Origin of the sequence: Rhodococcus sp. NPDC060090 (assembly GCF_042729855.1) — a bacterium.
Lineage (GTDB): Bacteria > Actinomycetota > Actinomycetes > Mycobacteriales > Mycobacteriaceae > Rhodococcus.
Genome location: NZ_JBHWXB010000002.1, coordinates 137964 through 153897, shown reverse-complemented (window position 1 = coordinate 153897; position 15934 = coordinate 137964). Strand labels below are relative to the sequence as shown.

The window sequence follows — 15934 nt, the reverse complement described above, 5'->3', positions numbered from 1 at the left end:
GTCCGTCACGCATCCACGGTAGTACCGCTAGGAGCGGCCGGAAGGTCGATCCGCCTGTTGTGCTGCAGCGGACGGGGAACGAAGAGGGTGACGAGTCCACCGGCGAGAGCGATCACCGCGAAGATGTAGAAGTTCACGTTGTTCGCGAAGCCCGCGCCGATCAGCAGACCGCCGATGATCGGGCCGACGATGCCGCCGAGCCGGCCGAATCCGGCGCACCATGCGACACCTGCTGCTCGAGCGGGAGTGTCGTAGTAGTTGGACACGAACCCGTACACGAGCACCTGGGTGCCGATCGTGCCGATACCGGCGATCGCGACAGCGGTGAGGAGCACGGGCAGCGGGAACCCGAGGGTGAGCATTACCAGTGCGACTGCGGCGAGGAGGAAGGTGGTCACGATGACGGACTGCGGACCACGGCCGTCGGCGATCTTCGAGGCGATCAGACCTCCGACGATCGCGCCGCCGTTGAGGACGAGCAGGAATGCGAGCGACCCGTCGGCGTTGTAGCCGGCGTCGGCCATGATCTTCGGCAGCCAGGTGTTCAGGCCGTAGGTCAGGAGTAGGCCGGCGAAGCTCATCATGCCCAGCAGGCCGGTGCCGAGTGCGTACTTCCTGGTGGCGAGCGCGGGGAAGCCGATCTTCTCGGTCGGAGCTGTAGGTGCGGCCGTCGGCATCGGGAAACCGAATTTGTCGCAGATGGTCTGCGCCTTGTCGTGGCGCCCGCGGGACACCAGCCATGCTGGGGATTCGGGGAGTTTGACCAGCGCGATCGGAAGCAGGATCACCAGCGGCAGGGCACCGATGAGGAACAGGCCACGCCATCCGATGGCGTCGCGCAGCAGGATCGCGAGCAGCGAGGCGAGCACACCGCCGGCGGGGACACCGCTGTAGACGATGGCGTTGAACAGGTTGCGCTTGCCGGGCGGGGCGAATTCCGCGACGACGGCACCCGCGGTGGCGACCAGGCCGCCGACACCGATACCGGTGAAGAAGCGCAGACCACCGAACGTTGCGATGCTGGTGGAGAAGGCTGCGGCGCCCATACCGACCGAGAACCATACGATGTTGATGAGCATCATCCGGCGGCGGCCGACGCGGTCGCCGAATGCGCCGGTGACGAGAGCGCCGACCATGACGCCGATGAGGGCGTAGGAGCCGAGCGCACCGCCCTGCTGAGCCGAGATCTCTCCGAGCTGGGTGGGGTCGGCCATCAGGGTCGGGAGGACGGTCCCGTACACGACGAGGTCGTATCCGTCGAAGATGATCGCGAGGGTGGCGAGGGCGACGATCCAGACGACGCTTCGCTTGTGCTGTGGACTGGCCCAGGTCTGCGTGGTTTGGGTCATGGCGAGCTCCGGTTTGTGTGAGGGGTCACAAATGCTTGCGGGCAAAAAAGGGGCCTCACCAGCGGGGAAGGCCCACTGGTGAGGCCCGGCGATGTTGGGGACGGTCGGAATGCTCCGGCCGTCAGCCTTGGTCGCCTCCAGCAACGGGAAGAACCGAGCCGGTGATGTACGAGGCCTCGTCGGAGGCCAGGAAGGTGATTGCTGCGGCCTGCTCGTCGAGCGAGCCGTACCGCTTGAGCAAAGAGGAGTCGACGGTCTGGTCCACGATCTGCTGGTACCAGGCCTTCTCCTGCTCGGACTGCGGGGAAGGCCCGCGCGCGACCCGCCGTTCCGGTGCGACGGTGCCACCGGGAGCGGTGGCCACTACGCGGATGCCGTACTGCGACAGTTCGAGTGCGAGCGCCGAGGTGATCGCGTTGACGCCACCCTTCGCCGCCGCGTACGGAACACGGTTGACGCCGTGGGTCGCCACGGAGGAGACGTTGACGATCGTCCCGGACTGCTGGCCGATGAGATACGGAGCCGCCGCGCGGCACGACCACAGAGTGGGGAACAACGACCGGCGGATCTCCTTCTCGATCTCGTCGGGCGCGTAGTGCTCGTACGGCTTGGCCCAGATGGTTCCGCCGACCACATTGATGAGCACATCGATCCGGCCCGCCTCGCGGACCGCGAACGCGACTGCTTCCTCCGCGCCTTCGAAGGTCTCGAGGTCGGCTGTCACCGAATGGGCCTTGCCGCCATCGGCCCGCAGGGTTTCTGCGACCTCGTGGGCGAGCTCGGCACGGTCGACCAGGACGACCTCCCCGCCTTCGGCCGCGACGCGGGTCGCGACCGTGAGGCCGATGCCCTGCGCGGCACCGGTGATCGTCAGGCACTTGCCGTCGAATCGGCCCGGGAAGATCTTCGCCTCACTCATCCCTGTGCACCTGCCGTGACCTGGTCCGCAATGGCGCGTTGCATCGTTTGCTTGGCGTGCTGGGAGTGGGCGACGAACAGGTCGCGAGCCGCGGCCTTGTCGCCCTTCTCGAACGCTTCGACAATCTTCATGTGCTCGTCGACGATGTGCGCCTCGACCCACTGCGCGTCACGCAGCACTTGGTACATCAGCTGCGTCACCTCGAGGCGGTTGTACGCCTCGAGTAACACCGGGTTGGTGCAGCAGCGGAACAGGAACTCGTGGAACGCGGCATTGGTGTCGGTGAAGGCGGCTGCATCCGTGAAGTGCTCTCCTTCGATCGATGCACCGGAGGCCTCCGCGAGAATCCGGAACTCGACGAGCTGCTCCGGAGTGAGCCGGCCGATGGTGAGTTCGAGGACGCCGAGTTCGAGCGCCATGCGCGCGTCGAACTGCTCGTCCGACTCCGCGACCGGGGGATGTTCCTCGCCGATCTCGTAGTTGCCCGGCGATGCGGGGGTCTCGAGCGCGACGGGTCGCCCCGTTGCGGAGGCGGCCTTCTCTGCGGCGGCCTTCTCGGCATCCGTGGGCGCCGGTGCGGTTGCACCACCCGCGGTCGCCGACGTGTTGAACTTCTCGAAGTAGAAGTTCACCGGTGTGATGTCGTTGTCCGAGAGGTGGTTACGCACCGCCTCGACCATCGGCGGCGGACCGCACAGGTAGATGTCGACGTCGCCGTCGTTGAGATGTTGCGGCTCGAACAGACCGGTGACGTAGCCCTTGTTGGGTGCCGACGAGTCCTTGTCTGCGACGCAGTAGTCGAACGTGAAGTTCGGCAGCGACTTCGTGTACTCCTGGAGCTTCTCGAGCTCGACGAGATCGTGGTCGAACGTGACCCCGTAGATCAGGTGCACCGGATGGTCGGTGCCCTCGTTCTGGACCTTCGACAGGATCGACAGCAGCGGGGCGAGCCCGGTGCCGCCGGCCAGCAGCAGCGACGGACGTTTGCGTTCGCGGAGGAAGAAGCTGCCGAACGGGCCGGTGAACTCGAGGGTGTCGCCCACCTGAGCGCGATCGCGCAGGTATTCCGACATCAGGCCGCCTTCGGTGATCTTCACCAAGAATGCCAGCGAATTGTCGTGCGGTCCGGTGCTGAACGAGTACGAGCGCGTCGCCTGTTTACCGGTGCCGTCGTCGCTGCCGGGAACGCCGATGTTGACGTACTGCCCGGGCAGGAACACCAGGTCGTCCCGGTTCTCGATCTCCACGGTGAACCCGACGACGCTCTCGGAGAAGCGATTGAGTTCGGTGATCGTCGCGGTGTACGAGGCAGCTGCGGTCTTCGCGACATCCGAGGTGCTGGCGATCTGCACGACCAGATCGGACTCGGGCATCATCTGACACGGCAGGCAGTAGCCTTCTTCGGCTTCCTCGTCGGTCAGCGCGTCCTCGATGTAGTCGCCGCCGTCGAAAGTGCCGGATTCGCAGAATGCCTTGCAGGTGCCGCACGCGCCGTCGCGGCAGTCGAGCGGGATGTTGATCCGCGCCTTGTACGACGCATCGGCGACGGTCTCGTTCGGCTTGACCTTGATGAAGCGGGTGACCCCGTCCTCGAAGCTCAATGCCACCTGGTACGTCATGGTGTCCAAGCCTCCTTTCGTGATTCGGGGGTGCTAGACGACGTAGACGTCGACGATGTGGTGGATGTAGTCGTTCTTCAGGATGATCTTCTTCTTCGTGATCACCGGCTGATCACCCGAGACATCGAGGGTGAGGAACGTCGTGCCGAAGTAGGTGTCCGTCGTGTTGTACCGGAAGTACAGCGAGAACCAGTTGTGGCGCAAGTCGATCTCGGTGCCGCGACGCTCGAGGATCTCGACGTTGGTGATGTTGTGGCCGGTGCGCGGTTCGGGCAGCGACGTCGACGACGAGCGGTCGGTGCGGATGCGGAACACGCGGTCTTCCAGCCCGCCCCGGTTGGGGTAGTAGATCAGCGAGATCTCGGACTGCGGATCCTCGGTGATCCGTCCGTCGTCGTCCCAGGCGGGCATCCAGTACTCGGCTTCGGGGTGGTAGCACTCGAGCCACTTCTCGAACTCGCGGTCGTCGAGCAGCCGCGCTTCCTTGTAGAGGAACTGTTCGATGTCGGTCTGCGTCAATTCTGTTGCAGTAGTCATTGTTCCGGTTCCTCTCAGCGCGCGGTGGTCTCGGCGGACTCGGCTGCCAGCTCTGTGTCGACGGCCTTGCGCATCGTCTCGAGCCAGTAGCTGTGCTGGATCGGGTAGAGGCCCTCGTCTTCGGTTTTCACGCCGCTGGACAGGACATCGTTCATACCAAGATCTTTCGCGACCTGATCCGGTCCGGTGAGCACGTGGGTGGCGCCGCGGCTCATGTCGTTCCACGGTGCGGTCGTCGCCATGTACGTCTTCTGGCAGGACCGGAACTCTTCGAGGTCGTCGGGGGTCGCCATGCCGGTGGCGTTGAAGAAGTCCTCGTACTGGCGGATGCGGTTGGCGCGAGCCTCGGCGCTTTCGCCCTTCGGGGCGATGCAGTAGATCGTCACCTCGGTCTTGTCGACCGAGATCGGCCGCAGGTGCCGGATCTGCGACGAGAACTGGTCCATGATGTACACGTTCGGGTACAGGCACAGGTTGCGCGACGCGCCCACCATGAACTCGGCCTTCTTCTCGCCGTGCTCCTTCGCGAGTTCGTCCTTGCGCGGGTAGAGCGGGCGGTCCTCGGGGTTGCCCCACCACATCCACAGCAACAGGTGTCCGTGGTCGAACGAGTAGTAGCCGCCGCCCTGCTTGCCCCAGGTGCCCGCGTCCATCGCCTTGGTCTCGTTGGCGGACTCACCGGCGCCGCGGCGTGCGGTGGTGGCGGCGTAGTTCCAGTGGGTCGCCGACACGTGGTAGCCGTCGGCGCCGTTCTCCGCCTGCAGCTTCCAGTTTCCGTCGTAGGTGTAGGTGGACGACCCACGCAGCACCTCGAGACCCTCGGGGGACTGGTCGACGAGCATGTCGATCATCTTCGTGGTGTCGCCCAAGTGCTCTTCCAGCGATTTGACGTCGGGGTTGAGCGAACCGAACAGGAACCCCCGGTAGCTCTCGAACCGGGCGACCTTCGTCAGATCGTGGCTGCCGTCGGTGTTGAACTGCTCGGGGTAGCCGGCGTCGCGCGGGTCCTTGACCTTGAGCAGCTTGCCGTTGTTGCGGAACGTCCAGCCGTGGAAGGGGCACGTGAACGTCGTGCGGTTGTCCGTCTTACGGCGGCACAGCATCGCGCCCCGGTGGCTGCACGCGTTGATCAGGGCGTGCAGTTCGCCCTCCTTGTCGCGGCTGATGACGACGGGCTGACGACCGATGTTGGTGGTGAAGTAGTCCCCGACATTCGGCACCTGACTCTCGTGCGCGAGGTACACCCAGTTGCCCTCGAAGATGTGCTTCATCTCGAGCTCGAAGATCTCTTCGTCGGTGAAGACGTCGCGGCGGACCTGGTAGCGCCCGGTTGCGGGGTCTTCGACGAGGGCGCCCTCGAGGTTGTTGCGCACGTGTTCCACGGTGTCGGTCATGGGGATCCTCCAGTGTCGCGTAGTTCCCGGGACGAACAGGACTGCTGTCCGAGGAAGTCCCGGACGGGCTGTCGTGCGGGACTCGGAGACATGCCGTGTCCGGTGGGGTTCGGACGGGCAGTGTCCGGCATTACTACTACCCTGACAGGCTGTGTTTGCGGTCACACCGGGTAAATGCCTAGTGATACCTAGGACCCGAGGCTCGAGGGCCGAAGGGCTCTGGGCAGCCCTGAACGGCCGAATGCCACCTTCATGCACTCGAGCTGCATGAGGGTGACATTCGGCCATTCGGCGAGCGGGACCCTAGCCGGCGGCGGTGAACTTCTCGCGCCGGATCCGACGCGGCGACATCCGACGCCGCTTGAACGACTTCACCGAGGCTTCCACGAACTTCTCCGACCCGCAGATGTAGCCGGTGAACTCCTTCGCCGAGGCGACGTCCTCCACGAAGGCGTCGGTCACGTAGCCCTCCCGGTCGCCACCGTTCTCACGGCTCACGCACGTGACGTATCGGAATCCGGAATGCCTGCTCTCGAGTTCACGGAAGAAGTCGGCGTCGTACACGTCGGCGCAGGTGCGCACGCCGTAGTACAGCAAGATTTCCCGATCCGGATCCAGCGCGAGCGCATGACGGACGATGCCCTTGAGCGGTGCGAGACCGGTGCCGCCGCCGAGCAGCGCCATCGGTCCGGTGCTCTCCTCGTCGAAGGTGAAATCGCCGTATGGGCCGGTCATTTCGATTCGATCACCCACCTCGATCGATCCGAACAGCCACTCGGAGGCCACTCCGCCGGGCTGCCGTCGCACGTGCAGTTCGAGCAGTTTCGGTTCCGTCGGCGGGTTGGCGAGGGAGTACTGGCGTTTCGTCGAGGTCTTCGGCACGGTGACATCGACGTACTGCCCCGCGGAGAACGTGAGGGGTTCGTCGAGGGTCAGCAGCACGCGTCGTGTGTCTGCGGCGATATCGCGCACCTCGGAGACCGTGGCGACGAAGTCGTGCAACACGTGCGTGGACGTGAGTTCCTCTGCGATCGGTGGGTCGATCGTGGTATCGCTGCAGGGCGTGGCCTGGCAGGCCAGTGCGAATCCTGCGACGCGTTCGTGCTGAGGGAGTGTGTTCTCGGGCGAAGTCCGGTGGTCGATCGAACCCGAACGAACCTTGATCTTGCACGTGCCGCACGTTCCCTGATTGCACGAGTTGGGCATCCACACGCCGCTGCGCAGGAACGCGTCCAGAAGGGGTTGATCGGGGCCGCAGTCGACCGATGTGGCGCCGGTAGTGACGGTGTACGACATGTCAGACCTCCCAGGTTGCGTGCAGCGAGGTGGGACCGCGGAAGCCCCAGCCCCAGAACTCGACGTCCTCGCTCGTGTCACGTTCGAGATTGGGGATGGTTTCGAGCAGTTCTTCGAGCCCGATACGGCAGACATGGTTCGCGAAGTAGATGCCCGCGCAGGCGTGGTTGCCGGTGCCGAACGCGAGGTGGGGTAGCGGCGGTCGCGTCATGTCGTACTCGGTGGGGGCTTCGAACGTGTCGGTGTCGTGGTTGGCCGATCCGTAGGAGAGGATGACGACCGACCCTTCGGCGACCTCTGTTCCGGAGACCATGGTGTCGCGCTTGGCGATTCGGGCGGTTCCCGACCAGATCGGCGAGGTCCAGCGCATTCCCTCGGCGATGGCACGGGGGATCAGATCGGGTTCGTCGACGACGGCCTCGAACTGCTCGGGGCGAGTGAACAGGCCGGCCAGTGTCGACGACATGGCATGCCCCGGTTCCTGCATGGCGCCGAGGAGGAACACGTAGAGCGTCGGGTAGATGTAATCGCGGTCGCGGGTCTTCCCCTCGGGCATGCCGTCGTGCAGCCAATGCGAGATGGCGCTGTCGTCCGGATGCTCGATCCAATGGTCGATCAGCGGATCGACGATCGACTGGATCTCGGCCTTGGCGGCGTCACCCTCGTCGAATCGTTTCTGGTCGGTGAAGTTGCCGTCGGCATCGACTGCGGCGTTCGTGAACGAGTCGGACAGCTTGTGGAACCATTCGCGAAGTGTGTCCGAGCCGACGTCTTTCAGACCGAGGAGGTCTCCGAGGGCCCGGACGCTCAGTGGCTCGCAGTACTGCGTGACCAGGTCGGCCCTACTGGTGGCGTCGAACGCTTCGAGGTAGCGGCGGGCGATCGGTCGGACGAGATTCTCGACCCACCGGTCCACTTCGCTCGGCTGCAGCGCCGGCTCGACCATCGACCGCAGATCCTTGTGGATATCGCCGTTGGCACCGATGATCGCCGGATGCCCGAATGTGCGGCCACCGGCCGGGGTGATGATCCCTTCGAAGTCGTCACTGTTCGCGATCGTGCGGCACGCTTCCGTTGTCGACGCGACGAATGCTCCCAGCACAGGCACGAATGCGATGGGTGCTTCGGCCCGCAGGCGCTCGTAGACCGGGTACGGGTTGCGTTCGAGTTCGGTCATGGTGATGTCTTCGATCCAGGAGAGAGTGCTCGTCATCGGGATGCTCCTCGGGGTGGGTCGTGGGCCCTGTCTCGCGGGGGCCTTCCGTACGCTGTGATGAGGACCATATGATCCAGGTCACTCAGAGTTCTATGCCGATTGCGCGGAGTCGATACGCATCGCGCGGAAATGTCGCCGAGCGGGAGTCGGGAGGTGAGAAGGTGGCAGAGTTCGAGGACTGGGAGGACGCCTCCCGGGTGGTCGCCGACGTGTATTTCCCGCACGAATTGACCGTTCTCTCCGGTACCGATCGACCCGAGTTGCAGCTGTCGTCGGTGGATTTCGGTCCTGTGACGATCGGCAGGATCACCTGGGGTGTCGATGTGGCCATCGAGTGCGAATATCCCGGGTCGTACGAGATCAACATCCCGCTCGCGGGCGTTCTCGAATCTCGGGGCGACGGCGGTGCGGTCGTCTCCGGTCCGGGTCAGGCCTCGGTGTTCAGCGCTGACACACCGAATCGGATCACACGTTGGGATGCAACGTGTTCCGTATTAGGTGTCAAATTCGATCGCGACCACCTCGAACGCGAGGCCGACCGGATTCTGGGTGCACCGCTGCGGTCCCGGCTCGTGCTGCCCAACCAGATCGACCTCACCGGGGCGGCCGGTGACTGGCGCCGCCTGGTTGCCTCGTTGTCGGATCAGCTCGAAGGTGCAGACACGCTCACCAACCCCCTTGTGTCGCAGCAGATTGCGGGTGCCGTCACCACCGCGTTCGTGCTGGCGGTGTCTCCCCCGTCCGAAGAGGCAGCTCCGGCGCCGAGGCCGGGGATGGTCCGGCGGGTCCTCGACGCGTTGCACGACGACCCGTCACGCCCATGGACCGCTGCAGACATGGCGGAGATCGCCGGCACCAGCGTGCGGCGTATGCAGGAGACGTTCGCCGACTACGTGGGAAGCAGCCCGTCCGCGACCTTGCTCGACATCAGATTGGATCGCGCGCACGCAGAACTCGCGGCCGGTGGCTCCGGCGTCACGGTGACCGACGTCGCGTTCCGGTGGGGTTTCAGCAGCCCCGCCCGATTCGCGGCGGCGTTCAAGAAGCGGTACGGGATGACGCCGAGTCAAGCGTTGCGCGACTCCTGACGGCAGGACTGCGTCATCCGAGCCGATCGCGGACGTCTCGGCGGAATCGGTGCCGATGTGTCGTGGTCATTGCTGCGATGTCCAATAGGACGTACAATTTTCCGTACAGGTAGGAGGTTGTCATGAGGACCATGAGTTACAGCGAGTCCCGTGCTCGTTACGCCGAAGTTCTGGATTCGGTGGTGAATGACCGCGAGGAAATCGTGATCACCCGATCGGGCCACGAGCCCGTGGTGATCGTGTCGCTGGCGGATTTCGAGTCGCTTCGCGAGACCGCCTACCTGATGCGTTCACCGGCAAATGCGCGACGCCTGCTCGACGCGATGGAGCGACTCGAAGCCGGAGAGGGTCAGCCGCACGAGCTGATCGACGGTGACGACTGACGATGCGGTTGGTGTGGGATGTCAACGCCTGGGAGGACTACCTCTGGTGGCAGACTCAGGACCGTAAGGTGTTGAAGCGCATCAACTCTCTTGTGCAGGACATCCTACGAAACGGGAACGCCGGCATCGGCAAACCGGAGCCGCTGAAGCACGACTTCGCCGGGTACTGGTCCAGGCGAATCACCGACGAACACCGTCTTGTCTACAAGGTCACCGACACCGAGGTGCGTATTGCGGCGTGCCGGTATCACTACGGGCGCTGACACGTTCTATCCGATCCACATGGCTGGGGTCGGGCGGTCGAAGGACAACTCGGGATAGTCGTCATCGGCGACAGGTGTCCGCAACCGCCGCTCGACGTAGTCGTGGCCGTGTGTGCGCATGTACTCGATGCACGCCACGGTGTAGCCGACGGAATCGGTGCCTGCTGGGCGAAACAGGTTGGGGAATCCGTGCGCCGTCACGGCAGCCGAATCGATGTCGGTGGCCTCACGACCCAGAAGGTGGATCTTCCCGTCGCCGTCGATCACGAACTTGGCGCGGGCGATGACGAACCGTCCGACGTGGATCTCCCAGCGATTGTTGATGTCGTCGTACGTGGCGGCGGTTGCGTTGACCAACTCGCGGACGGACAGATGCAGGTCGTCGCGGAGGCGGACCGCTGCGCGCTGGGATGCGAAGGAGCGCCCGAGGATCACGGCGTCGAACTCCGGAATGGGGGCAGGGGCACCGGAATTCGAGGCGGCGGACATCTCGGACGCTCCTTCGCGTGAGGGTGGTGGGAACCGCGCGCAGGCGGGAGGGGGGGTCGTCCGCCCGCGCGCGGTAGTTGGGGTTCTACTTGTAGAACGCCGAGACGTCCGAGTTGCCGACGAGATCGGGCACGGTCCAACCGTCGAGGTCGTACTCGCTCATGAACCGCTCCGCGAAGCCCTTCATGGAGGCCACGTCACCGCGGGTCTCGGCGGCGAACAGCAGTTCGGCCTTGACGTTCTCGTGGTTGCCGGCGTAGTTCCGCTCGTAGAGCTCGTGGCGGCCACCGAACTCGGATCCGATCGAATCCCACAGTGCCTTCATGACCTTGACCCGGTCGACGGCCTGGATTCCGTCGGAGCCGCGAACGTACTTGTCCAGGTAGGGGCGTACGTCGGGGTTCTTGAAGTCGGCGGCAGACGACGGTAGGTAGATCAGGCCCGAGGCGACGTCCTGCTCGATGATCTCCTTGATGCGCGGGTAGCCCTGCATCGCGAACATTCGGTACGTCAGGCCGTATTCGAGCTTCGGGATGACGGTGTCGCCGATCCACGGTTCGGGGTTTTTGACCATCGAGTCGCTCAGCGACCAGAACAGGTTGCGCCAGCCGATGACCTCACCGACGCGCGTCTGAACTCCTCGGAATCCGCCGGCGCCGGTGGCGTCGAGCGCCTTCATGAGCAGGCCGGCGATGAAGTCGAGCTTCACAGCGAGGCGGGTGCAGCCCTGCAGCGTGAAGCGCTGGAGGAAGCCGGAACCAGGCAGGAACTGGTTGATCTTCTCGACGTCCCCGTACATGAAGACGTTCTCCCACGGGACGAGGACCTTGTCGAAGATGAAGATGGCGTCGTTCTCGTCCATCCGGCTCGACAGCGGGTAGTCGAACGGCGAGCCGACGATGTTGGCGTTTTCCGAGTAGGAGGCGCGGGAGATCAGCTTGATGCCGGGTGCGTCCATCGGCACCGTGCAGATCAGCGCGAATTCCTTCTTCTTGATCGGCAGACCGTAGTGAGCGATGAAGTTGTAGTTGGTGATGGCCGAGCCGGTCGCGACGACCTTCGCACCGGAGACGATGAGGCCGGCGTCGGTCTCCTTCTCCACCTTCATGAAGACGTCGCCGACCTGGTCCGGCGGCAGCTGGCGGTCGACAGGCGGGTTGATGATCGCATGGTTCCAGTACAGGACCTTCTCCTGCGATTCCCGGTACCAGCGCTTCGCGTTGTCCTGGAACGGGTTGTAGAACTCGTCGTTTGCGCCGAGTGTGCCGAGGAAGGAGGCTTTGTAATCGGGGGAGCGGCCCATCCAGCCGTAGGTCAGGCGTGCCCAGGTGGCGATGGCATCGCGGTCCTTGACCAGGTCGGCCGAGGATTTCGGGGTGCGGAAGAACGGCATCGTGACGCCGCCGTTGCCGGTGTCGGTCGGTGTGGTGAGCGCGTCGACGTGCTCACCGGTGTGCAGCGCGTCGTAGAGGCGCGCGGTCATCCGGATGGAGTTGCGGAACGCCGGGTGGTTCGTGAAATCCTTGACCTTCTCGCCGTGCAGGAAGATCTCGCGGCCGTCGTCGATCGAGGCGATGTACTCGTCGCCGGTCATGGGGCGGGTCGCGAAATTCTTCGTCTGGTTCGCTTCGCACTCTGCGGCGACGTTGACCTTGGACCGGTCGAGAGTGTCGGGGCGCGGTTCGGTGGTGGTCATGGAATTTCTCCTAGTCCGGTGGGGCAGGGATTCGCTGTGTCAGTGGTGTCAGGCCGGGGATGTGGCCAGGTGAAGTGGGGTGAACTTGGTCTGGGCGTCGAACCAGCCGCTGTGTGGGTCGTCCATCGAGCCGTTCCACGCGGCGGATGCGCTGGGGGCGCCGAGGTCGTGGAAGGTGCTGCGGAAGAAGAGGAGGGGGTCGATGTCACGGCTGGAGGCATCGACGATCTCTCCGATGTAGATGACGTGGTCACCGCCGTCGTATTCGCGCCACGGGATGCACGAGATCGTCGCGGCGGTGCCGGCGAGGACCGGGGCGGTGGGGCCGTCCTCCCAGGTCGGCTCGGGCGACTGCGGCCTGCCCGCGAAGTGCATCGCGGTGTCGACCTGGTCGTAGGCGAGGACGTTCACGGCGAACGGTGCGTCCGACAGGAATCCGCACGCTTTCGAGGTGCGGGTCAAGGTGACCTGGCACAGCCGGGGCTCGAGCGACACTGCGGTGAACGCGGTGACGGTGGCGCCGTGCGGTTCGCCGTCCCGGTTGGCGCAGGTGATGACAGTGACGCCACTTGCGAACTGTCCGAAGATGTTTCGCAGGTCTCGCTGTTCCATGTCTGCGTCCTCCCTGTCCGGTTCGATCTGATGTGACACAGACCATATGGACACCGGGAGGGATGCGCGATCCAGTGGGCGCGGTCACTATCCACCTAGCGCGGCGGGTAGGTATAAAGTCCTTGTTTGCCAGGGGACGTGTCCCTGATCACACTGGAATCAAGGTCCCCGGTATCCGAAAAGACGAGGGTGGATCACAGAATGGCAGAGGATTCGACTCGACACCCGTCCGACTGGGACGAGGTGGAAGAGGTGGTGTCGCATGCGTACTTCTCGCATGACCTCACTCCCCTCGAGAAGGTCGAACCTCGCCTGAACCTGCGCACATTGCCTTTGGGGCCGATCCGGTTGGCCCGGATCGGCTGGGGTGCCGAGGCGTCGGTGCACAGTTCGCACCCGGGCGCCTATGCCGTGAACATTCCCTTGTCGGGCACGATCGAGTCGATCGCCAGTGGCGTCGAGACCGAGTCCGGGGTGGGGCAGGCAACCGTGTTCGAGCCGGACATCGACGCGACGATCCGTCGGTGGAGTGGCGACTGCGAGATCGTCGGGGTCAAGCTCGAGCGCGACTACCTGCACCGGGAGATGGCCCGTATCCTCGGGCGCCCCGACCTGCGCCTTCCCCCTCAGGTCGACCTGTCGACCGACGCGGGGCAGAGTTGGATGTCGTTGCTGCGTTCGATCATCGAGCAGCTCAAGTCCGATGAGTCGCTCTGGGGTAATCCGTTGGTCGCCGATCAACTCTCCGGTGCCCTGACCTCGTCGTTCATTCTCGCGGTGATGCCCGACGACGCTGACCCGACGGGAGGTGCGCGGCCTCGGATCATCAAGCGGGTCCTCGACCGAGTGCACGACGATCCGTCACTGCCGTGGACGTCGGCGGACATGGCCGAGGTCGCCGGGGTGAGCGTGCGTCGTCTGCAGGAGGGATTCCGGGAGTACCTCGGTGTCTGCCCTCGCGACTACCTGCTCGACCTGCGGTTGTCGCGCATCCACGAGGAACTCTCTGCCGGAAACGGTGGGAATCTGTCGGTGACCGATGTGGCGCTGAAATGGGGAATCACACACACCGGCCGATTTTCGGCCGCCTACAAGCGCAAGTACGGAGAAGCGCCGTCGGCGACGCTGCGCGCCTGATCCTGCGTATCTGCGATGTTCAGCGGTGTCGATATCCGAGTTCGGCGCTCAAGGTTTCCGCGCACTCCATCACGCGCTTCGCGCACAGGTCGCGGAACGAGTCGAGGGTGTGCCGTCCCGTCGAGGTCGAACATGCGAGCACGCCGACCGCGCGACCCGCAGGATCGAATACGGGTGCTGCGATCGAGATCAATCCCTCCTCGAGCTCCGCAGAGGCCATGGCGTAACCCTGGCTGCGCACCTCCGCGAGTTCGACGCGGAATGCGTCGGCGTTGTCGATGGTGGTGGGGGTGAGTTTCTCGAATCGGGTCTCCGCGATCACGGCGTCGACCTGTTCGCGTGGTGACCAGGCGAGCAGGGCACGACCCATCGAGGTTGCATATGCGGGTACGCGGGTGCCGACCGAGACGTTGATGCTCATGATCCGTCGCACCGGTACGCGTGCCGCGTACACGACTTCGGTCCCGTCGAGCACACCAAGCGACGCCGATTCGTGTGTGTGGTCGGCGATCTCCACCAATTTGGGCAGGGCAGAATCCACGAGGGTGTGCGAAGCCGTGTAGTGCTGCCCTATGCTCAGGACGCGCGGAGTCAGTGACCAGCGCGTTCCGGTCGAAGTGACGTAACCTAGGCGCTGCAGCGTCAGCAGGATTCGACGCACTGCCGGCCGTGACAGGTCGGTCTTGGTTGCAACTTCGGCCAACGTCGGTTTCGGATCCTTGTCGTCGAAGGCATGCAATACCGCAAATCCGCGTTCGATGCTCTGAACGAAGTCGCGGTCGTTACTCCGGTTGTTGCCTAGGCCGGTGCTCGGCATTGCATCTCCTACCTGCGGGACTTGTCGATGTTGCCCTATTCGGTGTTGACAAGCGATGTGACAACACGCACAGTATGTGGTGTACGCACAGCGATCCACAAGTACGCACAGCGTACTTTCGGTCAGTCCGCAGCCCCGGAACCGACCGGACCAGTGCTTTTGCTACCTGCTTTCCACACCGTTCTCAGCCCCGACGAGGAGAGTCCATGACCACCACCGAGAACCCCACCGCTCACGGTTCCGGCAACGCCGCCACCGACAAGTTCAAGTCCGAGCGGGCCACGTCCGACACGTCCGTCGAGCGTGCGGCCGCGATCTACAAGGACGTGCTCGAGGCTCTCGCCGGCATCGTCCACAAGCACGAGGTGACGTACGACGAGTACCGGGTGCTCAAGCAGTGGATGATCGACGTCGGCGAGTACGGCGAGTGGCCGCTGTGGCTGGACGTCTTCCTCGAGCACGAGGTCGAGGAAGTGCATTACAACCGCAAGCACTTCACCGGAACCAAGGGATCCATCGAAGGCCCGTACTACGTGCCGAACGCCCCGAAGCTGCCGTCGAAGTGCACCATGCCGATGCGTGAGAAGGACAAGGTTGCGCCTCCGCTGATCTTCAAGGGCAAGGTGACCGACCTCGAAGGCAACGGCATCCCCGGTGCCACCGTGGAACTGTGGCACGCGGACGAGGACGGCTTCTACTCGCAGTTCGCCCCCGATATCCCGGAGTGGAACCTGCGCGGCACCATCGAGGTCGACGAAGACGGCAACTACGAGATCACCACGCTCAAGCCGGCGCCGTACCAGATTCCGAACGACGGCCCGACCGGTTGGTTCATCAAGTCCTACGGCGGTCACCCGTGGCGTCCCGCCCACCTGCACCTGCTGGTGTCGGCCCCGGGCAAGCGTGCCGTCACCACTCAGCTCTACTTCCAGGGTGGCGAATGGGTCGAGAACGATGTCGCGACCGCGACCAAGCCGGAGCTGATCCTGGATCCGGAGACGAACGCCGACGGCATCGCAGAGGTGACGTACAACTTCGCCCTCGATCCCGAAGCGTGATCCACATCTGACCTCGAATGCCGGTGTCCCGCAGGGGGCGCCGGCATTCGCCGCGAGTGCA

At 64.4% G+C, this 15934-nt stretch carries 16 protein-coding genes; 5 read left to right on the top strand and 11 right to left on the bottom strand.

Going from position 1 to position 15934, the window contains the following annotated elements; translation table 11 throughout:
• Positions 1–5: 5 nt before the first annotated feature.
• The 7 genes from ACFWCF_RS03100 to ACFWCF_RS03070 all read right to left on the bottom strand — a co-directional run bounded on the left by ACFWCF_RS03100 (position 6) and on the right by ACFWCF_RS03070 (position 8327).
• Positions 6–1349: an MFS transporter gene (locus tag ACFWCF_RS03100; RefSeq protein ID WP_378557025.1), complete on the bottom strand. Its 1344-nt coding sequence runs from the start codon at positions 1347–1349 to the stop codon at positions 6–8.
• Between the two features lie 121 nt (positions 1350–1470).
• A complete protein-coding gene (locus tag ACFWCF_RS03095; RefSeq protein ID WP_378557022.1) occupies positions 1471–2268 on the bottom strand; it encodes a 1,6-dihydroxycyclohexa-2,4-diene-1-carboxylate dehydrogenase in 798 nt (265 codons plus the stop codon).
• Positions 2265–3887, bottom strand: a complete 1623-nt coding sequence (gene benC / locus ACFWCF_RS03090) for a benzoate 1,2-dioxygenase electron transfer component BenC (protein ID WP_378557019.1) — start codon at positions 3885–3887, stop codon at positions 2265–2267. Before benC ends, ACFWCF_RS03095 begins: the two co-directional genes overlap by 4 nt.
• A 33-nt stretch (positions 3888–3920) precedes the next feature.
• Complete coding sequence (gene benB, locus ACFWCF_RS03085) at positions 3921–4424, bottom strand: benzoate 1,2-dioxygenase small subunit (RefSeq protein ID WP_378557016.1); 504 nt, start codon at positions 4422–4424, stop codon at positions 3921–3923.
• Positions 4425–4438: 14 nt separating this feature from the next.
• The gene (benA, locus tag ACFWCF_RS03080) at positions 4439–5818 is read right to left on the bottom strand and encodes a benzoate 1,2-dioxygenase large subunit (RefSeq protein ID WP_378557013.1); all 1380 of its coding nucleotides are present in this window, start codon (positions 5816–5818) and stop codon (positions 4439–4441) included.
• Between the two features lie 303 nt (positions 5819–6121).
• Positions 6122–7114 carry an FAD-binding oxidoreductase gene (locus tag ACFWCF_RS03075; RefSeq protein WP_378557010.1) on the bottom strand — a complete coding sequence of 331 codons (993 nt, stop codon included), beginning with the start codon at positions 7112–7114 and terminating at the stop codon, positions 6122–6124.
• Between the two features lies 1 nt (position 7115).
• Positions 7116–8327: a cytochrome P450 gene (locus ACFWCF_RS03070; RefSeq protein WP_378557007.1), complete on the bottom strand. Its 1212-nt coding sequence runs from the start codon at positions 8325–8327 to the stop codon at positions 7116–7118.
• Between the two features lie 95 nt (positions 8328–8422).
• On the opposite strand from ACFWCF_RS03070, the gene ACFWCF_RS03065 reads away from it, so the two are divergent.
• The 3 genes from ACFWCF_RS03065 to ACFWCF_RS03055 all read left to right on the top strand — a co-directional run bounded on the left by ACFWCF_RS03065 (position 8423) and on the right by ACFWCF_RS03055 (position 10064).
• On the top strand, positions 8423–9418 hold the full coding sequence (locus ACFWCF_RS03065; protein ID WP_378557697.1) for an AraC family transcriptional regulator: 996 nt from the start codon (positions 8423–8425) through the stop codon (positions 9416–9418).
• A 122-nt stretch (positions 9419–9540) separates the two neighbouring features.
• Complete coding sequence (locus tag ACFWCF_RS03060) at positions 9541–9801, top strand: type II toxin-antitoxin system Phd/YefM family antitoxin (RefSeq protein ID WP_169689486.1); 261 nt, start codon at positions 9541–9543, stop codon at positions 9799–9801.
• A 2-nt stretch (positions 9802–9803) separates the two neighbouring features.
• Positions 9804–10064, top strand: a complete 261-nt coding sequence (locus ACFWCF_RS03055; RefSeq protein WP_378557003.1) for a Txe/YoeB family addiction module toxin — start codon at positions 9804–9806, stop codon at positions 10062–10064.
• A 6-nt stretch (positions 10065–10070) separates the two neighbouring features.
• Here ACFWCF_RS03055 and ACFWCF_RS03050 read toward each other — a convergent pair whose 3' ends face one another.
• The 3 genes from ACFWCF_RS03050 to ACFWCF_RS03040 all read right to left on the bottom strand — a co-directional run bounded on the left by ACFWCF_RS03050 (position 10071) and on the right by ACFWCF_RS03040 (position 12861).
• Complete coding sequence (locus tag ACFWCF_RS03050; protein ID WP_378557000.1) at positions 10071–10553, bottom strand: hypothetical protein; 483 nt, start codon at positions 10551–10553, stop codon at positions 10071–10073.
• A gap of 85 nt (positions 10554–10638) precedes the next feature.
• Positions 10639–12249 (bottom strand): 4-hydroxyphenylacetate 3-hydroxylase family protein, encoded by a 1611-nt coding sequence (locus tag ACFWCF_RS03045; protein ID WP_378556998.1) that lies wholly within the window; start codon positions 12247–12249, stop codon positions 10639–10641.
• A gap of 48 nt (positions 12250–12297) precedes the next feature.
• Complete coding sequence (locus tag ACFWCF_RS03040; protein WP_378556995.1) at positions 12298–12861, bottom strand: flavin reductase family protein; 564 nt, start codon at positions 12859–12861, stop codon at positions 12298–12300.
• 201 nt (positions 12862–13062) lie between these two features.
• Between ACFWCF_RS03040 and ACFWCF_RS03035 the strand changes: the two genes are divergently transcribed.
• Positions 13063–13998 (top strand): AraC family transcriptional regulator, encoded by a 936-nt coding sequence (locus tag ACFWCF_RS03035; protein ID WP_378556992.1) that lies wholly within the window; start codon positions 13063–13065, stop codon positions 13996–13998.
• A 19-nt stretch (positions 13999–14017) separates the two neighbouring features.
• On the opposite strand, the gene ACFWCF_RS03030 is transcribed toward ACFWCF_RS03035, so the two are convergent.
• Entirely contained in the window at positions 14018–14815 is a 798-nt protein-coding gene (locus ACFWCF_RS03030; protein ID WP_378490005.1) for an IclR family transcriptional regulator C-terminal domain-containing protein, read from the bottom strand.
• A gap of 206 nt (positions 14816–15021) precedes the next feature.
• Between ACFWCF_RS03030 and catA the strand changes: the two genes are divergently transcribed.
• Entirely contained in the window at positions 15022–15873 is an 852-nt protein-coding gene (catA, locus tag ACFWCF_RS03025) for a catechol 1,2-dioxygenase (RefSeq protein ID WP_378490004.1), read from the top strand.
• Positions 15874–15934: the final 61 nt, after the last annotated feature.

What these genes read in the sequence shown, in the direction of transcription:
- ACFWCF_RS03100 (WP_378557025.1), bottom strand. Translation starts at nt 1,349, where the DNA reads ATGACCCAAACCACGCAGACCTGGGCCAGTCCACAGCACAAGCGAAGC.
- ACFWCF_RS03095 (WP_378557022.1), bottom strand. Translation starts at nt 2,268, where the DNA reads ATGAGTGAGGCGAAGATCTTCCCGGGCCGATTCGACGGCAAGTGCCTG.
- benC (WP_378557019.1), bottom strand. Translation starts at nt 3,887, where the DNA reads ATGACGTACCAGGTGGCATTGAGCTTCGAGGACGGGGTCACCCGCTTC.
- benB (WP_378557016.1), bottom strand. Translation starts at nt 4,424, where the DNA reads ATGACTACTGCAACAGAATTGACGCAGACCGACATCGAACAGTTCCTC.
- benA (WP_378557013.1), bottom strand. Translation starts at nt 5,818, where the DNA reads ATGACCGACACCGTGGAACACGTGCGCAACAACCTCGAGGGCGCCCTC.
- ACFWCF_RS03075 (WP_378557010.1), bottom strand. Translation starts at nt 7,114, where the DNA reads ATGTCGTACACCGTCACTACCGGCGCCACATCGGTCGACTGCGGCCCC.
- ACFWCF_RS03070 (WP_378557007.1), bottom strand. Translation starts at nt 8,327, where the DNA reads ATGACGAGCACTCTCTCCTGGATCGAAGACATCACCATGACCGAACTC.
- ACFWCF_RS03065 (WP_378557697.1), top strand. Translation starts at nt 8,423, where the DNA reads ATGCCGATTGCGCGGAGTCGATACGCATCGCGCGGAAATGTCGCCGAG.
- ACFWCF_RS03060 (WP_169689486.1), top strand. Translation starts at nt 9,541, where the DNA reads ATGAGGACCATGAGTTACAGCGAGTCCCGTGCTCGTTACGCCGAAGTT.
- ACFWCF_RS03055 (WP_378557003.1), top strand. Translation starts at nt 9,804, where the DNA reads ATGCGGTTGGTGTGGGATGTCAACGCCTGGGAGGACTACCTCTGGTGG.
- ACFWCF_RS03050 (WP_378557000.1), bottom strand. Translation starts at nt 10,553, where the DNA reads ATGTCCGCCGCCTCGAATTCCGGTGCCCCTGCCCCCATTCCGGAGTTC.
- ACFWCF_RS03045 (WP_378556998.1), bottom strand. Translation starts at nt 12,249, where the DNA reads ATGACCACCACCGAACCGCGCCCCGACACTCTCGACCGGTCCAAGGTC.
- ACFWCF_RS03040 (WP_378556995.1), bottom strand. Translation starts at nt 12,861, where the DNA reads ATGGAACAGCGAGACCTGCGAAACATCTTCGGACAGTTCGCAAGTGGC.
- ACFWCF_RS03035 (WP_378556992.1), top strand. Translation starts at nt 13,063, where the DNA reads ATGGCAGAGGATTCGACTCGACACCCGTCCGACTGGGACGAGGTGGAA.
- ACFWCF_RS03030 (WP_378490005.1), bottom strand. Translation starts at nt 14,815, where the DNA reads ATGCCGAGCACCGGCCTAGGCAACAACCGGAGTAACGACCGCGACTTC.
- catA (WP_378490004.1), top strand. Translation starts at nt 15,022, where the DNA reads ATGACCACCACCGAGAACCCCACCGCTCACGGTTCCGGCAACGCCGCC.